General features: G+C 44.6%; 19 protein-coding genes, 2 tRNA genes and 2 pseudogenes. 14 read left to right on the forward strand and 9 right to left on the reverse strand.

Features of this window, described 5'->3' with window-relative positions:
- Positions 1–68 precede the first annotated feature (68 nt).
- From DW205_RS11105 to hutH, 9 genes and pseudogenes are all read left to right on the forward strand, one after another.
- Positions 69–662 carry a sugar transferase gene (locus DW205_RS11105; RefSeq protein ID WP_005867802.1) on the forward strand — a complete coding sequence of 198 codons (594 nt, stop codon included), beginning with the start codon at positions 69–71 and terminating at the stop codon, positions 660–662.
- 30 nt (positions 663–692) lie between these two features.
- A complete protein-coding gene (locus DW205_RS11110) occupies positions 693–2012 on the forward strand; it encodes a DegT/DnrJ/EryC1/StrS aminotransferase family protein (RefSeq protein WP_005867804.1) in 1320 nt (439 codons plus the stop codon).
- Positions 2013–2107: 95 nt separating this feature from the next.
- Positions 2108–2785: pseudogene (locus DW205_RS11115) on the forward strand (DegT/DnrJ/EryC1/StrS family aminotransferase); the annotation flags it as partial.
- A gap of 343 nt (positions 2786–3128) precedes the next feature.
- Positions 3129–4163: a Fic family protein gene (locus DW205_RS11120; protein ID WP_005867808.1), complete on the forward strand. Its 1035-nt coding sequence runs from the start codon at positions 3129–3131 to the stop codon at positions 4161–4163.
- A 235-nt stretch (positions 4164–4398) separates the two neighbouring features.
- On the forward strand, positions 4399–6402 hold the full coding sequence (locus DW205_RS11125) for a urocanate hydratase (RefSeq protein WP_005867810.1): 2004 nt from the start codon (positions 4399–4401) through the stop codon (positions 6400–6402).
- Entirely contained in the window at positions 6399–7304 is a 906-nt protein-coding gene (gene ftcD, locus DW205_RS11130) for a glutamate formimidoyltransferase (protein WP_005867812.1), read from the forward strand. The genes DW205_RS11125 and ftcD overlap by 4 nt, the downstream gene beginning before the upstream one ends.
- Before the next feature lie 3 nt (positions 7305–7307).
- Positions 7308–8558, forward strand: a complete 1251-nt coding sequence (hutI, locus tag DW205_RS11135) for an imidazolonepropionase (RefSeq protein WP_005867814.1) — start codon at positions 7308–7310, stop codon at positions 8556–8558.
- Between the two features lie 35 nt (positions 8559–8593).
- Positions 8594–9217 (forward strand): cyclodeaminase/cyclohydrolase family protein, encoded by a 624-nt coding sequence (locus DW205_RS11140; protein WP_005867815.1) that lies wholly within the window; start codon positions 8594–8596, stop codon positions 9215–9217.
- A 3-nt stretch (positions 9218–9220) separates the two neighbouring features.
- Positions 9221–10717, forward strand: coding sequence for a histidine ammonia-lyase (gene hutH / locus DW205_RS11145; RefSeq protein ID WP_005867816.1), 1497 nt, complete (start codon positions 9221–9223; stop codon positions 10715–10717).
- Positions 10718–10868: 151 nt separating this feature from the next.
- On the opposite strand, the gene DW205_RS11150 is transcribed toward hutH, so the two are convergent.
- Positions 10869–12038, reverse strand: coding sequence for an ATP-binding protein (locus tag DW205_RS11150; protein ID WP_005867817.1), 1170 nt, complete (start codon positions 12036–12038; stop codon positions 10869–10871).
- Between the two features lie 232 nt (positions 12039–12270).
- On the opposite strand from DW205_RS11150, the gene DW205_RS11155 reads away from it, so the two are divergent.
- Entirely contained in the window at positions 12271–13425 is a 1155-nt protein-coding gene (locus DW205_RS11155) for an acyltransferase (RefSeq protein ID WP_005867818.1), read from the forward strand.
- Between the two features lie 117 nt (positions 13426–13542).
- Here the strand turns inward: DW205_RS11155 and DW205_RS11160 are convergent, their stop codons facing one another.
- Positions 13543–14652: an Mrp/NBP35 family ATP-binding protein gene (locus tag DW205_RS11160; RefSeq protein ID WP_005859141.1), complete on the reverse strand. Its 1110-nt coding sequence runs from the start codon at positions 14650–14652 to the stop codon at positions 13543–13545.
- 27 nt (positions 14653–14679) lie between these two features.
- Positions 14680–15438: a tRNA (guanosine(46)-N7)-methyltransferase TrmB gene (gene trmB, locus DW205_RS11165; RefSeq protein ID WP_005867819.1), complete on the reverse strand. Its 759-nt coding sequence runs from the start codon at positions 15436–15438 to the stop codon at positions 14680–14682.
- A 145-nt stretch (positions 15439–15583) separates the two neighbouring features.
- Here trmB and DW205_RS11170 point away from each other — a divergent pair, with 145 nt between their 5' ends.
- Complete coding sequence (locus tag DW205_RS11170) at positions 15584–17482, forward strand: glycosyltransferase 87 family protein (RefSeq protein WP_005867820.1); 1899 nt, start codon at positions 15584–15586, stop codon at positions 17480–17482.
- A gap of 104 nt (positions 17483–17586) precedes the next feature.
- Here the strand turns inward: DW205_RS11170 and DW205_RS11175 are convergent.
- Together DW205_RS11175 and DW205_RS11180 are read right to left on the reverse strand one after the other, a co-directional pair.
- A tRNA-Asn gene (locus DW205_RS11175) sits at positions 17587–17660 on the reverse strand.
- Between the two features lie 43 nt (positions 17661–17703).
- Positions 17704–17777: transfer RNA gene (locus DW205_RS11180), tRNA-Asn, on the reverse strand.
- A gap of 110 nt (positions 17778–17887) precedes the next feature.
- Between DW205_RS11180 and DW205_RS11185 the strand changes: the two genes are divergently transcribed.
- Positions 17888–18865, forward strand: coding sequence for an adenosine kinase (locus tag DW205_RS11185; RefSeq protein WP_005867821.1), 978 nt, complete (start codon positions 17888–17890; stop codon positions 18863–18865).
- Between the two features lie 48 nt (positions 18866–18913).
- Complete coding sequence (locus DW205_RS11190; RefSeq protein WP_005867822.1) at positions 18914–20620, forward strand: S41 family peptidase; 1707 nt, start codon at positions 18914–18916, stop codon at positions 20618–20620.
- 70 nt (positions 20621–20690) lie between these two features.
- On the opposite strand, the gene DW205_RS11195 is transcribed toward DW205_RS11190, so the two are convergent.
- The 3 genes from DW205_RS11195 to DW205_RS22520 all read right to left on the reverse strand — a co-directional run bounded on the left by DW205_RS11195 (position 20691) and on the right by DW205_RS22520 (position 23599).
- The gene (locus tag DW205_RS11195; protein WP_005867824.1) at positions 20691–21869 is read right to left on the reverse strand and encodes a metallophosphoesterase; all 1179 of its coding nucleotides are present in this window, start codon (positions 21867–21869) and stop codon (positions 20691–20693) included.
- Between the two features lie 2 nt (positions 21870–21871).
- Positions 21872–22966: a metallophosphoesterase gene (locus DW205_RS11200; RefSeq protein ID WP_005867826.1), complete on the reverse strand. Its 1095-nt coding sequence runs from the start codon at positions 22964–22966 to the stop codon at positions 21872–21874.
- A 384-nt stretch (positions 22967–23350) separates the two neighbouring features.
- Positions 23351–23599 carry a helix-turn-helix domain-containing protein gene (locus DW205_RS22520; RefSeq protein WP_227793916.1) on the reverse strand — a complete coding sequence of 83 codons (249 nt, stop codon included), beginning with the start codon at positions 23597–23599 and terminating at the stop codon, positions 23351–23353.
- 218 nt (positions 23600–23817) lie between these two features.
- Here DW205_RS22520 and DW205_RS11210 point away from each other — a divergent pair.
- A pseudogene (locus tag DW205_RS11210) lies at positions 23818–24072 on the forward strand (ATP-binding cassette domain-containing protein); the annotation flags it as partial.
- A 189-nt stretch (positions 24073–24261) separates the two neighbouring features.
- Here DW205_RS11210 and DW205_RS11215 read toward each other — a convergent pair.
- Complete coding sequence (locus DW205_RS11215) at positions 24262–24903, reverse strand: SagB/ThcOx family dehydrogenase (protein WP_005867829.1); 642 nt, start codon at positions 24901–24903, stop codon at positions 24262–24264.
- Positions 24904–24958: the final 55 nt, after the last annotated feature.

The raw sequence follows: 24958 nt of genomic DNA on the forward strand, positions 1-24958 counted from the left end.
CTTTGTACAATGATGACCTTAATATTAACCGAAAAGCATCTCTTTTTTTTGAATAATCAAACGTATATATGAAACGGCTATTTGATGTTTTTGCCAGTGGCTGCGGTTTACTGGTATTAAGTCCCATATTCCTCATTATGGCAATCTGGATTAAGTTGGATTCCGAGGGATCTGTGTTCTATCGTCAGGTTCGTGTAGGACGAAATAATAATGATTTCCGTATTTTTAAGTTTCGTTCGATGCGTGTAGGTTCAGATAAGGGCTCTTTGGTAACTATTGGAGGTCGAGACCCTCGAATTACTCGTTCTGGATATTTTATACGAAAATATAAGTTGGACGAGTTCCCTCAATTGATTAATGTGTTTCTTGGTGAGATGAGTCTTGTCGGTCCTCGTCCAGAGGTTCGTCACTATGTAAACTACTGGACAGAGGAACAGATGCATGTTTTGGATGTTCGTCCTGGTATCACCGACCCTGCCTCAATTAAATTCCGCAATGAGAATGAGTTGATGGAAAAAGCAAAAGATCCTGAGGACTATTATATCAACGTGATTATGCAGGAGAAGATAAAGCTGTATTTGGAATATGTGCAGAATGCGTCATTCTGGTATGATATCAAACTTATTTTCCAAACATTTAAAGAGATTATTACTGAGAGATAAATACGAGATTAATTTTTAAAAACAAGTATAATGAGTACTGATTTGAAAAGAAGGAAAATTCCCTTTTCACCCCCAGATATGACGGAGGCTGAAGCCCACGAGGTTCGTGACGCAATCCTTAGTGGTTGGATAACTACTGGCCCTCGTACAAAGAAGTTGGAGAAGATAATTTCGGAATATGTTCATACGGAGAAAACTGTATGTTTGAACTCGGCTACGGCTGCCATGGAGATGGTGCTCCATGTGATGGGCGTTGGTCCTGGTGACGAGGTGATTATGCCTGCATATACCTATACAGCATCTGCTTCGGTGGTTGATCATGTGGGTGCTACCATAAAGATGGTGGATATCCGTCCGGCGGCTTATGCAGAGAATGATGGTAACGATCATCAGGATTTTGAGATGGACTACGAGAAGCTGGCTGCAGCAATCACTGAGCGTACGAAGGTAATTGTACCTGTTGACTTGGCTGGTATATGCGCTAATGTAGAGAAGATTTTTGAAGTGGTGAACCGCCTAGAGATCAAGGCGCTCTATCGTCCTGCTAATGACATTCAGGCTAAGATGGGACGTATCGTGGTTTCTAACGACTGTGCCCACTCATTTGGTGCCTCTCGCCATGGTAAGATGGCTGGTGAGATTGCGGACTTCTCTTCATTCTCTTTCCATGCTGTTAAGAACTTCACTACTGCAGAGGGTGGCGCAATGACATGGAACCTGCCTTTCGGAAACGAGAAGGTGGAACGCCAGCAAGTGTATTGCGGAAGTCCTGTACCTTTCATAGAGGGTGAGACTTGGAATGAATTCATCTATCGTCTATCACAGCTCTTCTCGCTCCATGGTCAGAATAAGGATGCGTTGGCTAAGACAAAGTTGGGTGCCTGGGAGTATGATATCATTGGCCCTTGGTACAAGTGCAACATGACTGACATTATGGCTGCTCTGGGGCTTATCCAGTTCGAGCGTTATCCTGAGATGTTGGCTAAGCGTAAGAAGTACATTGAGCGTTATGACGAAGCTCTGGCTCCATATGGCATTGTAGGCTTGAAGCATTATGGTGCAGATTGGGCTGGTAGTGGTCATCTTTACATCACTCGTCTTCCTGGTAAAACACGTGAGCAATGCAACAGCATCATTGAGCAGATGGCAGAGCGTGGTATCGCAACCAACGTACACTATAAGCCACTCCCGATGATGACCGCATATAAAGCAAAGGGCCTTGATATCAAGGATTATCCTAATGCATACAAATTCTTTGAGAACGAGATTACACTTCCTCTGAACACAAAGATGACTGAGGAAGACGTTGAGTACATTATCGAGAACCTTCTATGTTGCCTTCCTAAATAATTGAAACAGTTTAACGTAGATTTAATTATGTAAGCAGTCAAAAATGGCTATTAATTGAAAGATATATCTTCGCTGCGAACAAAATTTATAGAATTGGGAATAAGATGATTACGACCAGTGGTGATGGTGCGTTGATTTGTCCGGATGAGGAGGCTAAGCGGGAGATCATGTTCTACGCTACGCAGGCTCGGGAGGCTTATCCGTATTACCAGCATGAGCGGATCGGGTATAATTACCGGATGTCGAATATTTGTGCGGGTATCGGGCGTGGTCAGATGACGGTGGCTGATGCTCATGTAGCTCATCATAAGCATACGTGTGATTTATACCGGGAACTGTTGAAGGATGTGAAAGGGATCACCTTGCATGAGAATCCTTCCGGTCGTTTTGATAGTAACTATTGGTTGAATACGATTGTCTTGGATCCTTTATTGAGGGTGAAAGGGCAGGAGAATGCTTATCAAGCAACGGTACAAGGTGCTGTTGGTGGTGCGGGCGGTGTGACTCATGCGGCGGTTAACGCACATACGGATTGCGAGCCTAATGCCAATGTCGAGGCGATGCGTGTGGGACTTGACGCGATGGGTATAGAATCCCGTCCTTTGTGGAAACCGATGCATAAGCAACCTGTTTATAAGGATTGCCCGGCTTATGTGAATGGGGTGAGCGAATCTTTGTTTAAGGTTGGGTTGTGCCTGCCTTCCGGCCCGTATGTGACGGATCGGGATATTGAGTATATCGTTGGAGGTATAAGGGGCTTGATTGAGCGTTGATTTTAACAGCTTTCATGAGCTAAATTCGTTTCAATGCGTAGGCCTAAGTAAAGGCTAATCATAAAGATTTTATTTTTGTTACGAGGAGGGTGTGTCATTTTGATGCACCTTTTTTTGTGTTCTTTAGCTGAACTTTTCCTTCGCCCCAAAGTCTTACTCTATTCGAGAGCGGAGTTTATGACCATGTGTGAGAGAGCTAGGATCGTGTTCCTACGCATTGGGTATTGGGAAAATATTGCAAATCGGCTCAAATATTGCGGTAAAGATACGACTATCGGCTCAATTTGAGCCGATAGTTGAAGGAAAATTAGTACTTTTGAGCCGATTTAGTGAAAGGAATGTTATGACTATCGAAACAGAAATCCTACAGGTATTGCACTATCATCCGCTATCAAATAGAGGAGCGATAGCTTCCATGCTGGTAAATGCACCAAGCGACAGCACCATGAAAAGACTCTTGGCTGATGCTGTCAGCAAAGGTCTTATAGAAGTGTATGGAAAAGGACCTGCTACCAAATACTCGCTTACTCCACAAGCTCAGGTAACGATGCCTTTGGATATTGATACCTATTTCAAGAATGAAATGGATGATCGTACTGTGCAGGAAAATTTCAATTTCGAACTCATAAAACAGATTCTGCCAAAGGTTTCACTTTTCACAGAAGAGGAATGTAAACGTTTGGATAAAGCTCAGTCCACTTTCAGAACCCACCTTGAAGAACTTTCTGAAACAGATTACAAAAAGGAGATGGAAAGACTGGGAGTTGACCTGTCGTGGAAATCTTCACAAATCGAGGGCAATACTTATTCCCTGCTAGAAACGGAGCGCCTGCTGAAAGAAAGACAGGAAGCTACTGGTAAGACAAGGGAAGAAGCTATCATGCTGCTCAATCACAAAGATGCGCTTGATTTTGTTCTCAATGTGCCCGACTATCTTAAGGAAATATCCGTCCACCGCATAGAGGACATCCATTCTTTACTGACCAAGGACTTAGGTGTGGAAAGAAACATACGATGCCGACGTGTGGGTATCACAGGTACGAACTATCGTCCCCTTGATAACGAGTTCCAGATTCGTGAGGCATTGGAAGATTCCTGTAAACTTATCAATGGCAAAGACAATATCTTTGAGAAGTCATTACTTGCACTGGTTCTCCTTTCTTATATTCAGGCATTTTCGGATGGAAACAAACGTACTGCCCGTATCACAAGCAATGCCATACTGATAGCCAATGGTTATTGCCCAATCTCATTCAGAACGGTTGATTCCATAGACTACAAAAAAGCCATGCTGATATTCTATGAACAGAATAACATTGCCGCTTTCAAGAAGATATTCATAGAACAATTTGAATTTGCTGTCAAAACTTATTTTTGATTTCTTTTGTGAAAACTAACGGACTATTGTATTTACGAAACAACTTCTACTACTGAACAATTATAATTATGCCCCCGTCTTTCTTTCCCTTAGGGTGGATGAGAGAGACGGGGGCTTTTTTATGCTTCTAAACATGGAATGATAATTGGTTGGGATTTGGATAATCGCTAACTTGTCGGCGCTGAATCCGTGAAATTCCTTGCAGATTGTAAGCACCTACTAAATCATTCACGTTATGGAAATACATCTTGATAACTATTTGCCGGAATATCCTTCCTTCGTTTCCGGTATTCGCCGTGCTCCCGATCGCGGCTATTCGCTTACGCCCGCTCAAACAGAAACGGCATTGATGAACGCGCTTCGTTACATCCCTGTTGAATTACATGAGAAGCTAGCTCCTGAGTTCATGGAGGAATTATTGACCCGGGGACGGATCTATGGTTATCGCTACCGTCCGCAGGGAGACCTGAAAGCGAAGCCTATCTCTGAATATAAAGGTAAATGTATCGAGGGAAAGGCCTTTCAAGTAATGATCGATAATAACCTCTGCTTTGATATCGCTTTGTACCCTTACGAGTTGGTTACGTATGGCGAGACTGGGCAGGTCTGCCAGAATTGGATGCAATATCGTTTGATTAAGAAGTATTTGGAGGAGCTGACCGAGGAGCAGACCTTGGTGATTGAATCTGGGCATCCTCTGGGATTGTTTCATTCTAAGCCGGATGCCCCACGGGTGATTATCACGAACTCCATGATGGTGGGAATGTTCGATAACCAAAAGGATTGGCATATCGCCGCCCAGATGGGAGTCGCTAATTATGGACAGATGACGGCCGGAGGTTGGATGTATATCGGCCCGCAAGGTATCGTACACGGTACGTTTAATACATTGTTGAATGCTGGACGTAAGAAATTAGGGATTCCACAAGATAAGGATTTGCGAGGCTATCTGTTTGTATCTTCCGGTTTAGGAGGAATGAGTGGCGCTCAACCTAAAGCCGCCGTGATTGCCGGTGCTGCCAGTATAATCGCCGAGGTAGACGCTTCCCGTATCGAGACACGCCGATGCCAAGGATGGGTCCAGTATGTGACGGATGATATGGGGAAAGCTTTCTCCTTAGCCGACGAGGCGATTCGTAAGAAAGAACCGATCTCTATCGCTTTTCATGGCAATATCGTGGATTTATTGGAATATGCCGATAAACAGGGGCTTTCCATCGACCTTTTGAGTGATCAGACCTCGTGTCATGCGGTCTATGAAGGTGGTTATTGCCCGGTAGGCGTGACGTTTGAGGAACGTACGGAATTATTGGCTCATCACCGGGAAGACTTTTGTGCTTTGGTCGATAAAACGTTGAAGCGACATTTCGAGGTGATCAAGCGTCTGGTTGCCCGGGGTACCTATTTCTTTGACTATGGGAACTCCTTCATGAAAGCGATCTATGATGCCGGTATACATGAGATTTCCCGTAACGGTGTGGACGAGAAAGATGGTTTTATATGGCCTTCTTATGTGGAAGATATCATGGGGCCGGAATTATTTGATTATGGGTATGGCCCTTTCCGCTGGGTATGTTTAAGCGGTAAGCCGGAAGATTTGATTCGCACGGATCATGCGGCTATGGCGTGTATCGATCCGACTCGAAGAGGGCAGGATATGGATAATTATAATTGGATACGTGACGCGGAGAAGAACCGTTTGGTGGTGGGTACGCAAGCCCGGATCTTATATCAAGACGCTGAGGGGCGCTTGAAGATCGCCCTTGAGTTTAACCGAATGGTACGTGATGGGGAGGTAGGCCCGATTATGTTGGGACGAGACCATCATGACGTGAGCGGTACGGATTCTCCATTCCGTGAGACCTCTAATATACGGGACGGAAGCAATGTGATGGCTGATATGGCGGTGCAGTGCTTCGCTGGAAATGCCGCCCGGGGTATGAGCTTGGTCGCTCTTCATAATGGTGGAGGAGTTGGTATCGGTAAGGCGATAAACGGAGGTTTCGGTATGGTTCTCGATGGTAGTGAGCGGGTGGACGAGATACTTCGCTCTGCTATGATATGGGACGTGATGGGGGGTGTCGCTCGTCGCTCATGGGCCCGTAACCCGAATGCGATGCGTACGAGCGCTACTTTCAATGAGAACCGTGGCGAACAGTATCATATTACCCTTCCGTATATCCCGGAGAGGGCGTTTATTCATGAAATCGTACAAACATCATTAAATAAAAAGGTATGAGTACTTGGAATAAGATTATGGAATGTGTCCCTAACTTCAGTGAAGGACGGGATCTGGAGAAGATAGATAAGATCGTAGCGCCTTTCCGGGCTAAGACGGGTGTTAAACTGTTGGACTATAGTAATGACGAGGATCATAATCGCTTGGTTGTTACCGTGGTAGGGGAGCCAGTCGCTTTAAAACAAGCCGTATTGGAGGCCATTGGAGTTGCCGTTGAGTTGATCGATTTAAACAAGCATAGCGGTCAACATCCTCGAATGGGGGCCGTAGATGTTGTTCCTTTTATACCGATTCGCGGATGTACGATGGAAGAGGCGATCGCCTTGTCTAAGGAAGTAGGGGAGGAAGTGGGCGCTCATTATGCCGTGCCGGTCTTCTTATATGAGAAATCGGCTTCCGTCCCTTACCGGGAGAATCTGGCTGCGATCCGTAAAGGAGAGTTTGAAGGGATGGCAGAGAAAATCCATCAACCGGAGTGGAAACCTGATTTTGGTCCGGCCGAAAGACATCCGACAGCCGGTACGGTCGCCATAGGAGCCCGCATGCCTTTGGTCGCCTATAATGTGAACTTAGGAACGAATCAATTGCAGATCGCTACGGATATAGCGAAGAAAATCCGTTTCATCGGCGGAGGTTTACGCTATTGTAAAGCGATGGGGGTTGAGTTGAAGGAACGTGGTATCGTACAGGTCTCTATTAATATGACCGATTATACCCGTACGGCCTTGTACCGGGCCTTCGAGTTAGTTCGTATCGAAGCTCGCAGATATGGTGTTCCGGTGGTGGGGAGCGAGATTATCGGCTTGGTTCCTATGGAGGCGTTGATCGATACGGCCTCTTACTATTTGGGATTAGAGGACTTCTCTATGAATCAAGTATTGGAAGCCCGTATTATGGAATAGCGTATGGAGAATAGCAAGATATTAATCAGGAATGCTGCCCAGATCGTCACTTGTCATGGGGATAAGGCACGACGGGGAGCGGAGATGTCTGATTTAGGCGTTATCGAGGATGGAGCCGTAGCGATGTCTGATGGGGTTATTACGCATGTAGGACCTACGGAGGAGGTACTTCGAAACATCCATGCGGAGGATTATTTGGAGATTCGGGCGGAGAACCAAGCGGTGTTACCCGGATTTGTAGATAGCCATACGCATTTTATCTTTGGCGGTTACCGGGAGGAGGAGTTCTCTTGGCGATTGCGGGGAGATAGTTATATGTCGATCATGGAGCGTGGTGGAGGTATCGTGAATACGATGAAAGCTACCCGTGAAAGTGATTTCGATACACTATGGGACAGAGGGGAAGAACGTTTGGATGAGTTATTCTCCATGGGTGTTACCACGGTGGAGGGGAAAAGTGGTTATGGTTTGGATTTGCAAACAGAATTAGTTCAGCTTCGTGTCATGTCGGACCTGAATGAGTCTCATCCGATGGATGTCGTATCGACCTTTTTGGGAGCTCATGCTGTTCCTCCTGAATTTGCCGGTCGTACGGACGATTATGTGGATTATATGATCGAGGAAGTTCTTCCTGCCATACGAGCCGAACATACGGTTACGTTTTGTGATGTGTTTTGTGAGAAAGGCGTTTTCTCGTTAGAACAGAGTGAGCGCTTGCTTCGTGCCGCCCGTCATCATCGTTTTAAATTGAAGATGCATGCGGATGAGATCGTTCCTTTCGGAGGGGCGGAACTGGCGGCCTCCTTGAAGTGTGTAAGTGCTGATCATTTATTACATATATCGGATACAGGCATCAAACGTCTGGCAAGAGCGGGTGTCGTAGCTACCTTACTTCCGCTGACTGCCTTTTCCTTGAATGAGCCGTATGCGCCTGCCCGGAAAATGATAGATGCCGGTTGCGCGGTGGCTTTAGCTTCCGATCTAAATCCGGGAAGTTGTTTTTCGGCCTCGATCCCGATGATGATAGCCTTGGCCTGTATCTATATGAAGATGAGCCCTGAAGAAGCGGTAACGGCATTGACCATTAATGGAGCCGCAGCTGTGGGACGTGCCTCCGAGATTGGAAGTATCAGCGTGGGAAAACGTGCGGACGTGATCTTGCTGAAATACCCGTCTTATAAGTTTCTACCTTATCATGTGGGAATGAATCTCGTGGATACCGTAATTAAGGACGGGGAACTTTATATGATGTAAGATAAGAATTGTTGAATCATTTAAATCAAAATACTATGTTAGCAGACTTGACAATTAAAGATTTTTTGGCGGAAACGGCGGGTAGTGCTCCCGTTCCCGGTGGTGGAAGTATATCTGCCTTGAATGGCGCTATAGCGGCAGCTTTGACAGAGATGGTGGCCCATCTGACTGTTGGCAAAAAGAAATATGCGGAAGTGGAAGGACAAATGAAAACGATCGCTATCGAGGCGGCTTTGATCCGTGAGCGTCTTACTGAATATATTGATAAGGACAGCGAGGCTTATGATCGTGTATTCTCAGCTTTTAAGTTGCCGAAAGAAACGCCTGACGAACAGGTGATCCGTACGAATGCGATACAGAGCGCTACTAAAGAGGCGGCTATTGTTCCGATGAGGGTGGCGGAGGAGATCGGTTCCGTAATGGAGACGATTATCTATGTGGCTCACAAAGGTAATCAGAATGCCGTCACGGATGCTTGCGTGGCGATGATGGCTGCCCGTACTTGTGTATTGGGGGCTTTATTGAATGTCCGAATTAACTTAACGTCCATCCAAGACGAGGTGTTCGTCGGAAAGATGCGGAAGAAAGCGGATGAACTGGAGGCGAACGCTATCCGTGTAGAGCAAAAGTTATTGGATTGGGTGAAGACTAAATTATAGCATATGAGCAATGTCTATTATGTGGGTTCCGAGCCTCTCTCTTTTGAGGGAGTCGAACGGATACTTACTCAAAATATGAAGTTGGAGCTTTCACTCGAGGTGAAGGAGCGCATCCAGCGTTGCCGGGATTACTTGGATCATAAAATCGAGCAGCAGGAGGGGCCTTTGTATGGGATTACTACCGGTTTCGGTTCCTTATGTAATAAGAATATCTCTCCGGACGAATTGAGCACCTTGCAAGAGAACTTGGTGAAAAGTCATGCCTGTAGCGTAGGGGATGAGGTAAGTCCGGTGATCGTCCGTTTGATGATGTTATTGAAAGCGCATGCCCTTTCGTTGGGGCATAGTGGCGTACAGGTGATCACCGTACAACGTATTCTGGATTTTTTCAATAATGACGTGCTTCCGATCGTGTATGATCGTGGCTCTTTAGGTGCTTCCGGTGATTTGGCGCCTCTGGCGAATTTGTTCCTGCCTCTGATCGGCGTGGGTGACGTTTATTATAAGGGCCGCAAACGGGAAGCGATCAGCGTATTGGACGAGTTCGCTTGGAAGCCTGTGAAGCTGAAAAGCAAGGAGGGGTTAGCTTTATTGAACGGTACGCAATTTATGAGCGCCAATGGCGTATTCGCCTTGATGCGTGCGTTTAGCCTGTCCAAGAAAGCGGATCTGATCGCCGCTTTATCTTTGGAGGCTTTCGATGGGCGTATCGATCCTTTCATGGATTGTATCCAGCAGATGCGTCCGCATCCCGGACAAATCGAGACCGGGGCCGCTTTTCGACGGCTATTGGAGGGAAGTGAGTTTATCGCCCGGAAAAAGGAACATGTTCAGGACCCGTATTCATTCCGTTGTATCCCTCAAGTGCATGGGGCTACGAAGGACGCTATCAATTATGTGGCGAATGTCCTGCTTACCGAAGTAAATTCCGTGACGGATAATCCGACGATCTTCCCGGAGGAGGATAAGATTATTTCCGGCGGTAATTTCCACGGTCAGCCCTTGGCGATTTCTTATGATTTCTTGGCGATTGCCTTGGCTGAGTTAGGAAATATATCGGAACGTCGTGTCGCTCAATTGATCATGGGTTTGCGGGGATTGCCTGAGTTCTTGGTCGCTAATCCCGGCTTGAACTCCGGTTTCATGATCCCTCAATATGCGGCCGCCAGTATGGTAAGCCAGAATAAGATGTATTGCTATGCGGCGAGCAGCGATTCTATCGTGTCTAGTAATGGACAAGAGGATCATGTGAGTATGGGGGCGAATGCGGCGACGAAATTGTTTAAGATCATGGACAACTTGGATCATATCTTGGCGATCGAGCTGATGAATGCGGCACAAGGAATCGAGTTCCGTCGTCCGGCTAGGACCTCCCCTGTGTTGGAGAAGTTCTTGAAGGATTACCGGAAAGAGGTGCCATTTATCGATGAGGATATTATTATGTACACGGAAATACATCGTACGGTGGCGTTTATTCGTAGGAAAGACTTTGTATATTAATTTTAGGAACACGGAGCACACGGAGCACACGGAATACACGGATTTGTTTTGCGATATGTAATATTGATCTGTGCGATGCCGTGTATCCTGTGTGCTCCGTGTTCTTTTTGTATATTCGCCAACTATTACGAATGAAACTAAATGAGCGGATTTAATAATTGAGCCCGAACTGCCACAAAGGGATTACATTCATGTATCCTTGTTCGATATTGTCCTTTACAACGAAGCCGTTCTCTATTCCTTGCAGTTGCTTTTGCTTTTTATTTTTCCCTCCAACTTCGAAAGTATAGTCGGCTATTTGAAAATCCGATATAGGGGAGGTGATGACTTCTTGCTCCACACGTGTTTGATTCAAGAAGAATGTTTCTCTGATGTTCCCGATGTTGGATATTTCCTTCCCCAAATTGTACATAAGAGTAGGATTATCCAGATAAACTTTATCTACTTTGCCTAGCCCTCTGATGCCACCGACTCCATCGCGTAGTTGGGAGATTAATCCGGATTCCTCGAGATAAAGAAAGTAATCGGATAAATTGTTGCGACTCACTCCTAGCATAATCGCTATGCTACTCATATTCGGTTTGAATGGTACGCTTTGGGCAATGATGGTGAGCAATTGCTTTAGTTTTCGTGCTGTTGATATGCTCATTTCTGAATACTGCGGTATATCAACTTCCAACGTCGTGTTTATTACTTGTTGTAAGCGTATATGAAATTGGTCTTCTTTCGAGAACGGATAATACCCTTTCTCTAGATAGGATTGGAAATAGGCATAAGGACGGAATTTCTCGGGGAGTTCTATGCGGTGCTCTACGATATCGGCTAGTGTATGGGTCTGGATCTCTATGTTGTGAAACATATTAAGATATTCGCGAAATGAAAGCCCTTGCATAGAATAGACGATAGCCCGTCGGCTCAGGTCTGCCGATCCCTTGTTGATATCAAGGATGGAGGAACCTGTGAAGAATATCTTTAGATCTGCGTGATAGTCATACATCAGTTTTAGCTCGCGGGCCCAGTCCTTGTATTTATGGATTTCGTCTATAAGAAGATGGGTCCCTCCTCGCTTGACGAAGTCATCAGCTAAATCCACTAAGTGGTGGCTGGAAAAGTACAAATCATCAGCGTTGACGAACAAGGTCGTATTTCTGTTCAGTTTTTCTTTGGCATATTGCAACATCAAAGTAGTTTTCCCAACGCCACGCGGACCTACTAAGCCCAATAGCCGGTTGTTCCAATTAATGCGGTCGAACATATATCGATGGAATGAGGTAGGTGTAGTACGTAACATCGCATCGAAACTTGTTTGTAACTTATCCATATATTATAATGTTTTCGCAAATATACTAATTTGCACTGTGAATAGTGCATTTTTCGTAAAGAATTGCACTACTTGCGGTGCAATTTATGTTATCTTTTCTTGATTCTTGGTTGCGATCACCCGTTCTGTCGGGTGAAGAGCGAGAGCCGGAGCTATATAGCCGTGGATACGATGTATGACTATTCCTTTTTTTGTATATTCGCCAACTATTACGAATGAAACAGTTATTTATATGGAACAAAAGCAAATCTCTACCGTGAAAACTCATGTCGTATGGTTGGACGTTGTTCGCCTGATCGCGATGTTTACTGTTGTTTGCTGTCATTGTACAGACCCGTTTAATTTCTATCCCGGAGATTCTCCGATTATTGGGAATATTAAGTTTTGGGGAGCTGCCTATGGGGCTTTTCTTCGTCCTTGTGTACCTCTGTTCGTTATGATTACGGGAGCCTTGTTGCTACCGGTCCGGGAAGAGACTTCTATTTTCTATAAGAAAAGGATATTGCGTGTATTCTGGCCTTTCTTGATTTGGTCTGTTATTTATAATTTATTTCCTTGGTTTACGGGGCTGCTTGGTTTGAGGCCGGAACTTATTCTTGATTTTTTCCCTTATTCGGGAGAAGAGGTGACTCGTCAATCGTTGAGTGTGTCTTTAGGCTATATCGCCCAGATACCGTTCAATTTCTCATTGTTGGATGTACATATGTGGTATATCTATTTACTGATAGGTTTATATCTTTATTTGCCGATCTTCTCCGCTTGGGTCGAGAAAGTTTCGGATAAGGCGAAATTATGGTTTCTGGCAGGTTGGGGAGTGACTTTGTTTATTCCTTACTATCGGGAATTCGTATCTCCTTACATTTGGGGTGGATGCTCATGGAATGAATTCAGTATGCTTTATTATTTCGCCGGGTTTAACGGTTACTTGCTATTGGGGCATTATCTGAGGAATCATGATTGGTCGTTAGGAAAGATCGTTGGGATAGGCATTCCTATGTTTGTCGTAGGCTATGCCATTACTTTCTTCGGTTTCCGCTATACGACCGCTTTGCCTGCTTACACGGAGGAACAGTTAGAGTTATTCTTTTATTATTGTTCTCCCAATGTGGTGATGATGACGATTCCTATCTTCTTACTGGCGAAGAAGGTAAATGTTAAGTCGGATACGATTAAGCGAATGTTGGCGAACTTAACCATATGCGGTTTCGGTATCTATATGGTACATTATTTCTTTACGGGACCCAGTGTGCTGTTGGCGAGAGCCTTGAATATCCCATTGGGTTTACAGATTCCTGCCGCTTCTGTGGTAGCATTCGCTGTATCTTGGTTGATCGTATTGGGTATCAGGAAGATTTGCGGTAAGAAAGCCAAGTATATTGTGGGCTGAATTTATACGTACGTTCGCATAGGCTGATACGTATATAGGCGTAGGCCCATGCGAGCGTACGTGTAGGACGATACGTATATACGTGCGAGACCACACGTATATACGTATAAATCATCTTTATTTCTTGGTTACAATCACTCGCTCTGTCGGAGCCAGATGCTCGTTGCGATAGTCTATTTGCTTGACTACATTCTCGGCCAATTCTTGGAATGCCTTTCCTGTGATCGAGTCCGGGTTCAACGCTACCGGCTTACCTTGATCTCCTCCTTCGCAGATACTTTGTACGATAGGAATCTGTCCCAGTAACGGCACGTTCAGTTCCTCAGCTAGGCGTTTACAACCTTCCTTTCCGAATATATAATATTTGTTTTCCGGTAATTCCGCAGGGGTAAACCAAGCCATATTCTCGATCAATCCTAAAACAGGGACATTAACCTTATCTCCAGTGAACATGCTGATACCCTTACGAGCGTCCGCTAAAGCAACCTCTTGCGGCGTACTTACCACCACGGCTCCGGTTATCGCTAGTGTTTGTACCATTGTCAAATGGATATCACTCGTTCCGGGAGGTAAATCGATTAAGAAATAATCAAGCTCACCCCAGTTGGCGTCGCCGATCAATTGCTTCAATGCGTTGCTAGCCATTGCTCCACGCCATAGGACTGCGTCGTTTTTATTTACGAAGAAGCCGATGGATAACATCTTGACACCATAATTTTCGGCCGGCTTGATCAGTTCCCTGCCCTCTACCTCTTCCATATAAGGGCGAGCCTCTTCTAGGTTGAACATCTTGGGTTGGGACGGCCCGAATATATCGGCATCCAGCAATCCTACCTTATATCCTTGTAAAGCCAATGCGACAGCTAGATTAGCGGCAACGGTACTTTTACCAACTCCTCCTTTACCGGAAGATACGGCGATAATATTTTTTACTTGCGGTAATAATTTATCCGGTTCCGGGCGAGCTAACTGACGGGCTTTTACCGTGATGTTTCCCTTGATATTCACCTCCGGGCTTACATAGGTTAAAATAGCTGTCTCCGCGGCTTTTACTACGGAGCGGATAAACGGATCATTCGGCTTCTCGAATAATAACGAGAAGGTGACATTCATACCATCGATACGAATGTTGTCTTCTACGAGGCCCATGGAAACGATGTCCTTTCCGGTACCCGGGTAACGAACGTTCTTCAACGCCTCAATAATCAGATTCGGATAGATTGTCATATCTGTTGATTTTTTTAAGTCATTCTTTTATTTACCAGAAGCCAAAGCGCTTCGTTTACTGCGATTAAAGCTACGATAAGGATCTAACTCTATTTCTACGTCAGGTTCCACCAATCGTTCCCTTTCCTCACAAACAAACTTGATGTATTTGATGTTTAATCCACGATCCAGCCATTGTTGCTCGTAATAGGTTTTGATGGATAAGATCTCATCCGCCAGATTGGAATGATATAGGTCGTCTGTACTGAACAATACGGGATAATGGTTCGCTTTTACCATCTCGCACGTATAGGTATACATAAAGTTACTATCCGTTTTTAAATGGATAATACCATCTCCGGAAAGGATTTCCCGATACATTTTCATGAAACGGGTTCCGGTCAGACGCTTATTGACCTTTTTCATTTGAGGGTCCGGAAATGTGATCCAGATCTCGGCTACTTCGCCCGGAGCGAAGAAATAGGAAATCAATTCGATACTGGTACGTAGGAAAGCCACGTTATTCATCCCGGCTTCCAGCGATTCTTTCGCTCCGGTCCACATACGTGCTCCCTTGATATCGACACCAATAAAATTCTTATTTGGGAAAAGCTTTCCCAAACCTACGGTATATTCCCCTTTTCCACATCCCAATTCCAAAACAATAGGATGGTCGTTCTTGAAAAAACGTTCATGCCACTGTCCTTTCATATCAAACCCTTTTTCTTGTAGGGCGGCGAAAGGGTATTGGAATACGTGCGGATAGCCCGCCATATCGTCAAACTTAGCTAATTTATTCTTTCCCATGTCGCGAAGATAATACTTAAAAAAATGCTTTTTACGTTTTTTCTACTGTTTTAGATAGGGGTTTTTATGCGTTGGCGAGTCTTTTGAACATATAGGCTGTCAGAAGTTTTATTTGAAAGTGGAGTTGTAACGAATAAAAAAGGATATGTTGAGAGTATTTTTTAGACGCCCGATATTTAAGAATCCGAGGTTTGTCGGATTTGTTTGGTTTGCGACGGCCCTTGTCGCTTGCTTATTGAAATTACCTGTGGGAAGGACTTATAATAACTTTATGATTTATAGGGCTTCCTTTTTCCATGCGTTAGAGTTGAAAGACCTTTATATATATTATCCGAATGAATACCACGACCGGTTTTTATACGGGATTCCTTTTACGGCTATAATAGCGCCTTTCTCCCTCTTCTCTCCTTATATCGGGATGTTGCTATGGTGTCTCGCGAATAGCTTGCTGCTTTATATGGCTATCCGTAAACTCGGATTGGCGGATTGGAAACAGGCGTTTGTCATTTGGGTATGCTTGAATGAGTTATTTACGTGTGTTCTTATGCAGCAATTTAACATAGCCATAGCCGGCATGATTTTATTCTCGTTTATTTTTATTGAGCGGAAACAGGAGTTTTGGGCGGCGCTAATGATTGTCTTGGGTACGATGACTAAGATTTATGGCATTGTCGGTCTTGCTTTCCTGCTATTCTCAAAACGCCGGATCGCCTTTTTGAAAGGACTTATTTTCTGGGGCATAGTCTTGTATGTTCTTCCGATGTTATATACGTCTCCTCAATATGTGGCAAGTCAATACGTGAAATGGTATGAGGTACTTCTCGATAAGAATGTAGAGAATTTATTTACTCCTTATACAAATATCTCTTTGTTGGGGATGGTTCGTAAGATTTCGGGAGTCAATACGTATAGTGATCTCTGGTTGGTTATCCCCGGGCTACTTTTATTTATTGCTCCTTATTTTAGGATAAATCAATATGATAACCGGCGGTTCCGCATGCATTTTCTTTGCTCTACTCTTTTGTTCATGGTTCTTTTTAGCTCCGGAACAGAGAATAGCGGATATTTGGGAGCCATGATAGCCGTCTGCCTTTGGTATATAGGTACGCCTACCCGTAAGACGACTCCTGTCTTGAATACGGTACTATTCGTTTTCTGTTTTATTCTGACATCCCTTTCCCCTACAGATATATTTCCCTGTTATATCCGGAAAACGTATGTTATTCCTTATGCGTTGAAAGCACTACCTTGTGTGTTGATCTGGTTTAAGATCGTATGGGAGCAATTGACATTGGATTTTTCAGAGCCGCTTCATCGGCCGAAGACTCTCCCGGGTAAAGAGGAGGCGATCGACCTTATCTTGCCTTGTTATAACCCACAAGAAGGCTGGGAACGTTTGATGATCGAGAAACATGCGGAATTGGTAAAGATGCTTAAAGGTCGCTCACTTCGTTTTATCGTCGTGAATGACGCTTCGAAGAGAGGATTTACGAAGGATGCGGTGGGACGTCTTCTGGAGGCTCTCCCTGATACGATGATCGTAAGTTATGATACGAATAAGGGAAAAGGAGCCGCTGTTAGGGCTGGCTTGTCTCATTCCACCTCATCCATTACTTTATATACGGATTATGATTTTCCGTATGAGGCGGATTCTATCTGCCGGATGGTAGAATGGTTGGAATCGGGATATGATGTCGTTATCGCCGTGCGGAATCATACTTATTATACCCATTTAAGTACTCGAAGAAAGATTATGAGTTATGCTTCCCGTATATTGAATTTTACGCTTCTAGGATTAACGCATACGGATGCTCAAGGAGGTTTGAAAGGTTTTAACCAGCGGGGAAAATCGTTTTTGGCCTCAACTCAGGTGAATCGCTTTTTATTTGATACGGAGTTTATTTATAAGGCTTCGCAGGAGTCGGATGTACTTATTAAAGACATGCCCGCTGATTTGCGGGATAACGTTCATCTTCCCAATATGCGTCGTGGAGTCCTTGCGGAAGAATTAAAGAACTTATTTTTAATCGCTTGGAGAGGGTAGGAGGATTACAGGGTTGTTAATAACCCTGTTGAAAACCCTGTGAATAACGGAAAAAGAACAAAAGAAAAAAGAGATACCTATTAATAGGTATCTCTCTCTTTTTGCTCTTCCTCTTGGACTTGAACCAAGGACCCTCTGATTAACAGTCAGATGCTCTAACCAACTGAGCTAAGGAAGAATCAGTTTTTAACTTTTTAATCTCTATATGAAAACTCTTTTCGCTCTTCTTCTTGGACTTGAACCAAGGACCCTCTGATTAACAGTCAGATGCTCTAACCAACTGAGCTAAGGAAGAATTTTTCGCTCTTTCAAAGGTTATTCCGTAACCCCTTTCTGAAATTGCACTGCAAAAGTACGGGGTATTTTCGAAATATGCAATATCTTTGCGAAAAAAATTACGAAAAAATGAATACAATAGGTTTAGGAAACGCTTTGGTTGACGTTTTATTGAGGCTTGAAAATGATGATGTCCTATCGGAAATCGGGATACAGAAAGGAGCTATGGATATGATTAACAGGGAACAAATGATCGCTATCCGTACAACTTTAGCCGGCTTGCCACGTACGCAAACCCCGGGAGGATCTGTCTGCAACACGATGCGTTCGATGTCTTCTTTAGGGGCGAATTCCGGTTTTATCGGTAAGATCGGGGATGATTCGATCGGCGGATTTTATGAGGATGCGTTGGAAAAAGCGGGTGTCAGTTCCTATTTTATCAAGACGGACGGACTTACAGGTAGCTGTACGGTGATGATTTCTCCGGATGGGGAACGTACGATGGGGACTTTCCTTGGCCCGGCCCCGACAATAACCCCGGATGAGATCACCGAGGAGATGCTAAGTAAATATCAATGTATTTATATAGAAGGTTACTTGCTCGTAAACGAACCGTTGGTTCGTTCTACGATGGAGAAGGCTAAAAAGTTGGGCTTGAAAGTAGCGCTGGATTTGTCGAACTTCAATATCGTGAATGCTTTTAAAGGAATGCTGGAGGATATCATTCCTAAATATGTGGATATTTTGTTCTCTAATGAGAGTGAGGCTGAGGCTTTTACCGGGCAGAAGGCTGCTGAGGCCGTACATACCTTGTCTGAGTTGGTAGAGGTCTCATTGGTCACTTTGGGAAAGGAAGGTGCCTTGATCGGTAGTCATGGTCAATTTTATTCTGTCCCGGCTGAGGGGGGCAAGCCTGTTGATACGACTGGCGCCGGTGATAACTTCGCCGCCGGATTCTTGTACGGTCAATCCATAGGAGCGTCTTTGGTACAATCCGCACGCATCGGATCGATGTTGGCGGGCTATGTGATCGACGTGGTTGGCCCGGAGATTCCGTATGATAAATGGGAACAAATAAAGTTAAAAGTAAAAGGGATATTGGCTTAGGCGGCGTATTATTCCTTACATTTATGCCGTTAATTAACTAAATATTGTATGTACAGATTGGTTCAACGAAGAGGAATTATAGGTTTATTTTGCTTGCTGTTCGTCGCAAGTAGCGTAGTGCCGGGATGGGCGCAAAAAGATAACCGCTTTGAGGTGAGTAAGAACCTAGACATTTTCAATTCTTTATTGAAAGAAGTAGAGATGTTCTACGTGGATTCAGTGGATGTGGATAAAACCGTTCAGCGGGGAATCGAGGCAATGTTGGCTGGTTTAGATCCTTATACGGAATACTATCCTGAGCAAAAAACGGAGGAATTGAGTCTGATGACGACCGGCGAATACGGAGGTATCGGTTCCTTGATCCGTCAGCGTAACAATGAGGGAGGCGTGATGATTGCCGAGCCTACCGAGGGAATGCCGGCCGATTTAGCGGGTCTGAAGCCGGGCGATCTGATCTTGGCGATTGATACGATCGATGTTTCCAAGGCGACAAACTCCCGGGTCAGCGAGTTATTGAAAGGTGTTCCCAATACGAAGATGGTTTTGACGATCCAACGTCCGGGCGAGAAGAAACCCCGGAAGTTCGAGATTACCCGTAAGCAGATCACGACACCTCAAGTTACTTACTACGGGGTTAAGAATGACAGTATCGGTTATATTTATCTAAAGGCATTTACTATCAAAAGTGCTCAAGAGGTGAAAGAGGCATTCTTGGATTTAAAGAAAAATCATAATATTAAGTCTTTGGTACTGGATTTGCGCGGTAACGGCGGCGGCGTGCTGGAAGGTGCCGTACAAATCGTAGGTATGTTCGTACCGAAAGGCAGCGAGGTGCTTTCAACGAAAGGAAAGATCAAGCAATGGGATCGTACGTACCGAACCTCTACGGAGCCTTTGGATACGGTAATGCCGTTGGCTATATTGATCAATGGAGGTACGGCTTCCGCCGCTGAGATCGTATCGGGATCTTTGCAGGATATGGATCGTGCCGTGTTGGTGGGACAACGTTCGTTTGGTAAGGGGTTGGTGCAAGCTCCTCGTGACCTGCCTTATAATGGGAAAGTGAAAATCACGATGAGTAAATACTATATCCCGAGTGGTCGTTGCATCCAGCAAATCGATTATTCGCACCGGAAAGAGGATGGTAGCGTGGCTGCTATTCCGGATAGCTTGACTTCCGTATTCTATACGTCCAAGAAGCGTCCGGTTCGTGATGGGGGTGGCGTACGTCCGGAGTTTGAGGTGAAGGAGCCGAAAGTGCCTACCATGATGTATTATTTGGCGGCGGATACGGTCTTGTTCGACTTCGTTACGGATTGGGTACAAAAGCATAAGACGATCGCTCCCATCGAGGAATTTACGGTTTCCGATGAGGATTTCGAAGCTTTGAAGCAATACGCCAAGTCCAAGAATTTCACCTATGACCGCCAAAGCGAGAAAGTATTGAAGAACTTGAAAGAAGTGGCTGAGTTTGAGGGGTATCTGGAGGAGGATTCTACTGCGTTCAAGGAATTAGAGGCTAAGCTGACTCCGAATCTGGAAAAAGATTTCGATCGTTTCAAGGATGAGGTGAAACGAGTAATGGCCGCCGAGATCGTAAAACGTTATTATTACCAACGAGGAGAGTTGCAAGAAAGCTTGAAAGATGATCTTGTATTGGAGAAAGCGTTGGAGGTATTGGGCGATCCGGATTTATACAGGCGTACATTGAGCGTGCCGGTTGAGTTGGAAGCGGCCACCAAGGGTACCGAATAGGCGGGTTTCTGCCGATGCCCATTCAAAGGGCCTTACAATGCCCATTCAAGCGAGCTTACGATGCCCATTGTCAGCTCCCTTGAATGGGCATCGTGCTTTTCCCTCTTTCGCCAGTCTGTTTGGGGGCTTTGAAGCGGATATGCAATACGACCAATTCCGAGACGGTTCCCACCCGATAAGGAGGTCCTGCTATACCAATGCCGGAAGATACATAGAATTGCGTAGGTCCTTTCTTATAATATCCGTACGGGCATTCATACACAAGTTTCATCAGTAGGGGATAAGGCCATAACTGCCCGTTATGCGTATGTCCGTGCAGTCCCAAATCCACCCCATTCATATTCATCTCGGCGAACGACCAAGGTTGATGATCCAAAACGATAATCGGTTTGCCGGTATCCACCCCTTCCATTAACGAATGAAGCGATTTTCGTTTCTTATGGATGAAATCATCCCTCCCTATCAAATAAAAAGTTGAGTCCGGTTGGACCACCGAGTCTATTAGTAGCGTACCTCCGGTCTTTTGCAACCAACGATATTTCGCGTTCCGGTTTGCCCGGTATTCATGATTCCCGTAAATGATATATACTCCCAACGGAGCTTTTAATTGTTTTAAATCATCCTCGATGTGGGCGTTTTCCGCAAACCGGGATTCATAATCCATGATATCCCCCGCTAATACCACCATATCCGGATGCTGTGCGTTGCTGAGCGCCACATATTTTTGTACCAAGTCCTTCCCGATAACCTCTCCGATATGTAAGTCGCTCATCATGACAATAGTCAGGCTATCCCGATCCCCCGCGGCTTTGGGCAACGTGATATATACGTTCTTAACAATCGGATTCATTACCGTATGGTATGCGTGAATCATTAAACCGGTAACACCGAATACGATAAGAAAAAACAGGGTTACCTTGGTTTGCTGCCAATGCCCTTTCATCCATTTGGGGAACCATGGCTTGATACGTTGGGAGAGCCTGATCAACTCAAGTACCAAGAGAGATAAAGTGATATAAATGGACGCTATATACCAAGTGTTACAGATGTATTGGATCGTGATTATCACGTTATCAGGTAGTTCATTCCTAAAAATAAATCCGAAAAAATAAAGCGATAGTTCGAGTACGAAAAACAAGATAAAAGGAATCCGGCAACTTTTCTTAGGAGGAAGCGCTTGATATCCTCTCCAGAAAATATACGGATTTAGTAATAGCTGCGCTACGATCGATTGAATAAATACTTTCATCTTTACTCTTTGAATGTAATATTGAACACCACCATCTCGCTGTCCGTTCCGATACGGAAAGGCGGTCCCCACAAAGATAAGCCGGATGAGACATAAATCGTACTATTTCCGATTTTTTTAATCCCGTAACTTAATTCGAACAGATGATCCACGATCCAGTTCATCGGCCATACTTGTCCTCGATGTGTATGTCCGCTAAACTGTAAGTCTACGCCAGCCTCTTCCGTTTTCTCTAAATCGTAGGGTTGATGGTCTAGTAAGATAACAGGTTTGCTTTTATCAAGGTTCGCGGTAAGCTGACCTAAAGTTTTCCGTCCTTTGTTATGCCGGTCGTCCCGTCCTACGAGTTGGATCTGATTGGGCAAGATAGCCACGGAATCCCTTAAAAGTACGATGGGCGTCTGCGCTATGAATTTCTCGCTCTCCTCTATGCCACTGATATACTCATGGTTACCCGGTACCATATAAACGCCTAATGGAGCGTATATCTTGGACAGTTCCTCTTCCATATGCTCGTATCGCAGAGGTGCGACACTGTTGTCTATCAAGTCTCCACCGATAAGAACGATGTCCGGGCGTTGGGCGTTTATCATATCCACATATCCGGCAAGCATCGTCTTGTTGGTAGCGTATCCTAAGTGTATGTCGCTAATGGCTACGACCTTCAGCGACTGTCCATCGGTATCGGCCGGTTTGTTGATAACCATGTTGATAACTCGTGTATCAGGATGTTGGTAATTATAGTTTCCATATCCTAATAAGCTGAGTGTTAAGAATAAGGATAAATAGAATGAGTATTTGAAACGTAGGTGGAAAAGTCGTAAGATATCAAATACCAACAGGGCCAATACCATGTATAAAGTGAACACGAGCCATCCTGTTCCTACTTGAGAAACTGTTTGAGCGAAAGAAGCCGGCATATCTAGGTTCCTGAATAGAAAACTACTGAAGAATGACAAAGCTCCTCCCCAAAAAACAATGGATAACAATACTTTAACTCCGGTAGACTGGCTTTTCAAAGCCTGTTTTCCCTTTAGATAAATATAAATATTCCCTGCAAGATACAGGATTGGAAGTATGATAAAGAACGATAACATTTCTATTAATTTTCCGCGAAGATAATGAAAACTCTTTATGCGGCAAATGGTATGATTTGCGAAAGACTTTTTCTGCTCGATTTTCACCGCATTATGTCCTCTAATTGTAGTGACATAGCGTGCTGCGTCTCTACGTGGATGTAAATACAGGGCAAGTAAGGATGCGTTGTATTCCAAGACAAATTCCAGACAATAAGCAAGCTAATGACATAGGTGTGTAATGTATTGAGAATTAGTGTGTTTAAAACATGGCTATCTTTCTTTCAAAACACGTATGTGTTTCCGGGAAAAGTCGTACGTGTTTTTCAAAAAAGTCGTACGTGTTTTTCCCGAATCATGCGCTAGGGAACAAGAGCGTATAAAGAAATCTACAATAAGCCTCCCTTAATTGCGATGAGGGGAATAGGTCTTTTTTTGTAATATATAGCCAATTCCTTTTACGGCATCTATTGAAAGCGTGGTATCCCTTTCCAATAACTTACGTAAACGTGAGATACTATTATTCAAGCTATCATGAGCTTCTTGACCTTCCCAAATTTCTTGGAAAAGCTTTTCTCTGCTTACCGGTTGATTCAATGGTTCGGATAACTGATAGAGTAACTTGAAATCTTTGGGGCTTAATACCTTTAACAACTCTTGTTTATAGAATAATTGATGTGTGGAAAGTTCCAGCTGATAATCTCCAATAGATATGATATATGTCTTGAATACCGCTTAACGTGTTGGCGTAACAAACCTTGTATCCTTTGCTGGGAAACTCATTTATAGGCTCTACCGCTAAAAATGTTTTTTGGATATTTCTGCTGTCTCAAATCGAAGAGTCTATTTATAACAAGACTTTTTTTACGGTGAAAACAACCTTGATCAAGTTATTATTGGGTTACTATAATCCGGTAGAAGGCGATATCCGGGTGGGTGGAGATGATTTGTGATCTTTCAGCCTTTTATGGTGGCGTGACCAATGTGGCGCAGTGATGCAAGACGGTTATCTGTTCTCAGAGTCGATCGCACGCAATATCGCCGTGGATGACGGTGAGATTGATAAATCTCGCTTGTTATTGGCAGCCCGTATCGCTAATATAGAGGGATTTATCGAGCGTTTACCCTCTTTCCTGATTCGCTGGGGGAATACGATTTTGGTGGTGATCTTTGCGTTGCTGGCTTTGATCTTCGCTTGGAGCGTGTGTTTTTAATGTGACTACTGGCATGCCCCATAAGGAGTAGTGGCGTAAGCCTACGGCAGTAGTGGTGTTGGCTTATGGGACTACTGCCGTGAGGCGATGGGGGTACCCCTGTTATTTAGCGTAACCCACGGGATGATTAATCATTGGGATTTGGGAGTCGGATAGCTTCAACACTTTTTTCAAAGCATCTGCCTCCATGCTACCTCGGGGAACTGTTACCAAGCCGCATCCGGAACAGAACAAGGCGATATTCTGAGAGACCAGCCCGGCATCTAACGCTCCAAAACGCTCTCGTAATTGCGGTGTACCTACATTGCCGAATTTGGAAACATCAGAAACCATCAATAGACAAGCGGGAGCTGAGTTCACGGAGGTTTGCTTTCCTCCGATCAGTGGACGGTGGTCACCTTCCGCTACCGGGTTCAGTTGATGGGCTTTCGGATCATACAGATAAGCACCCTCTTCCATCAATACGTAAACATCCACGTCTTGTTTGTTCAAGGCAGAGGCGGCGGTACGTTTCCCGTCCTTGCGATTGATCCCAATGGCGGCCCACATCAAATCGGAAAGATCTTGTTGGCTGAGTTTCTTGTTGGCGAACTCACGCTCGGAGTGACGATTTGCCAGGGCTTCCATCACCGAAGCGCCTCGGGTCTTGTCGGGAGCGTTCAACTTAATGGCTTTTAAACTTTGGGCTTGCAGACTCGTCAAACCCAACATCAAAGTGGCTAATACACAAAAGATAGTTCTCATGACATTGTATTTTAAAGAATTACGAATGCAAAAATAACAATATATTCGTTTTCTC

It is taken from the genome of Parabacteroides sp. AM17-47, from assembly GCF_003434625.1.
GTDB lineage: Bacteria > Bacteroidota > Bacteroidia > Bacteroidales > Tannerellaceae > Parabacteroides > Parabacteroides distasonis.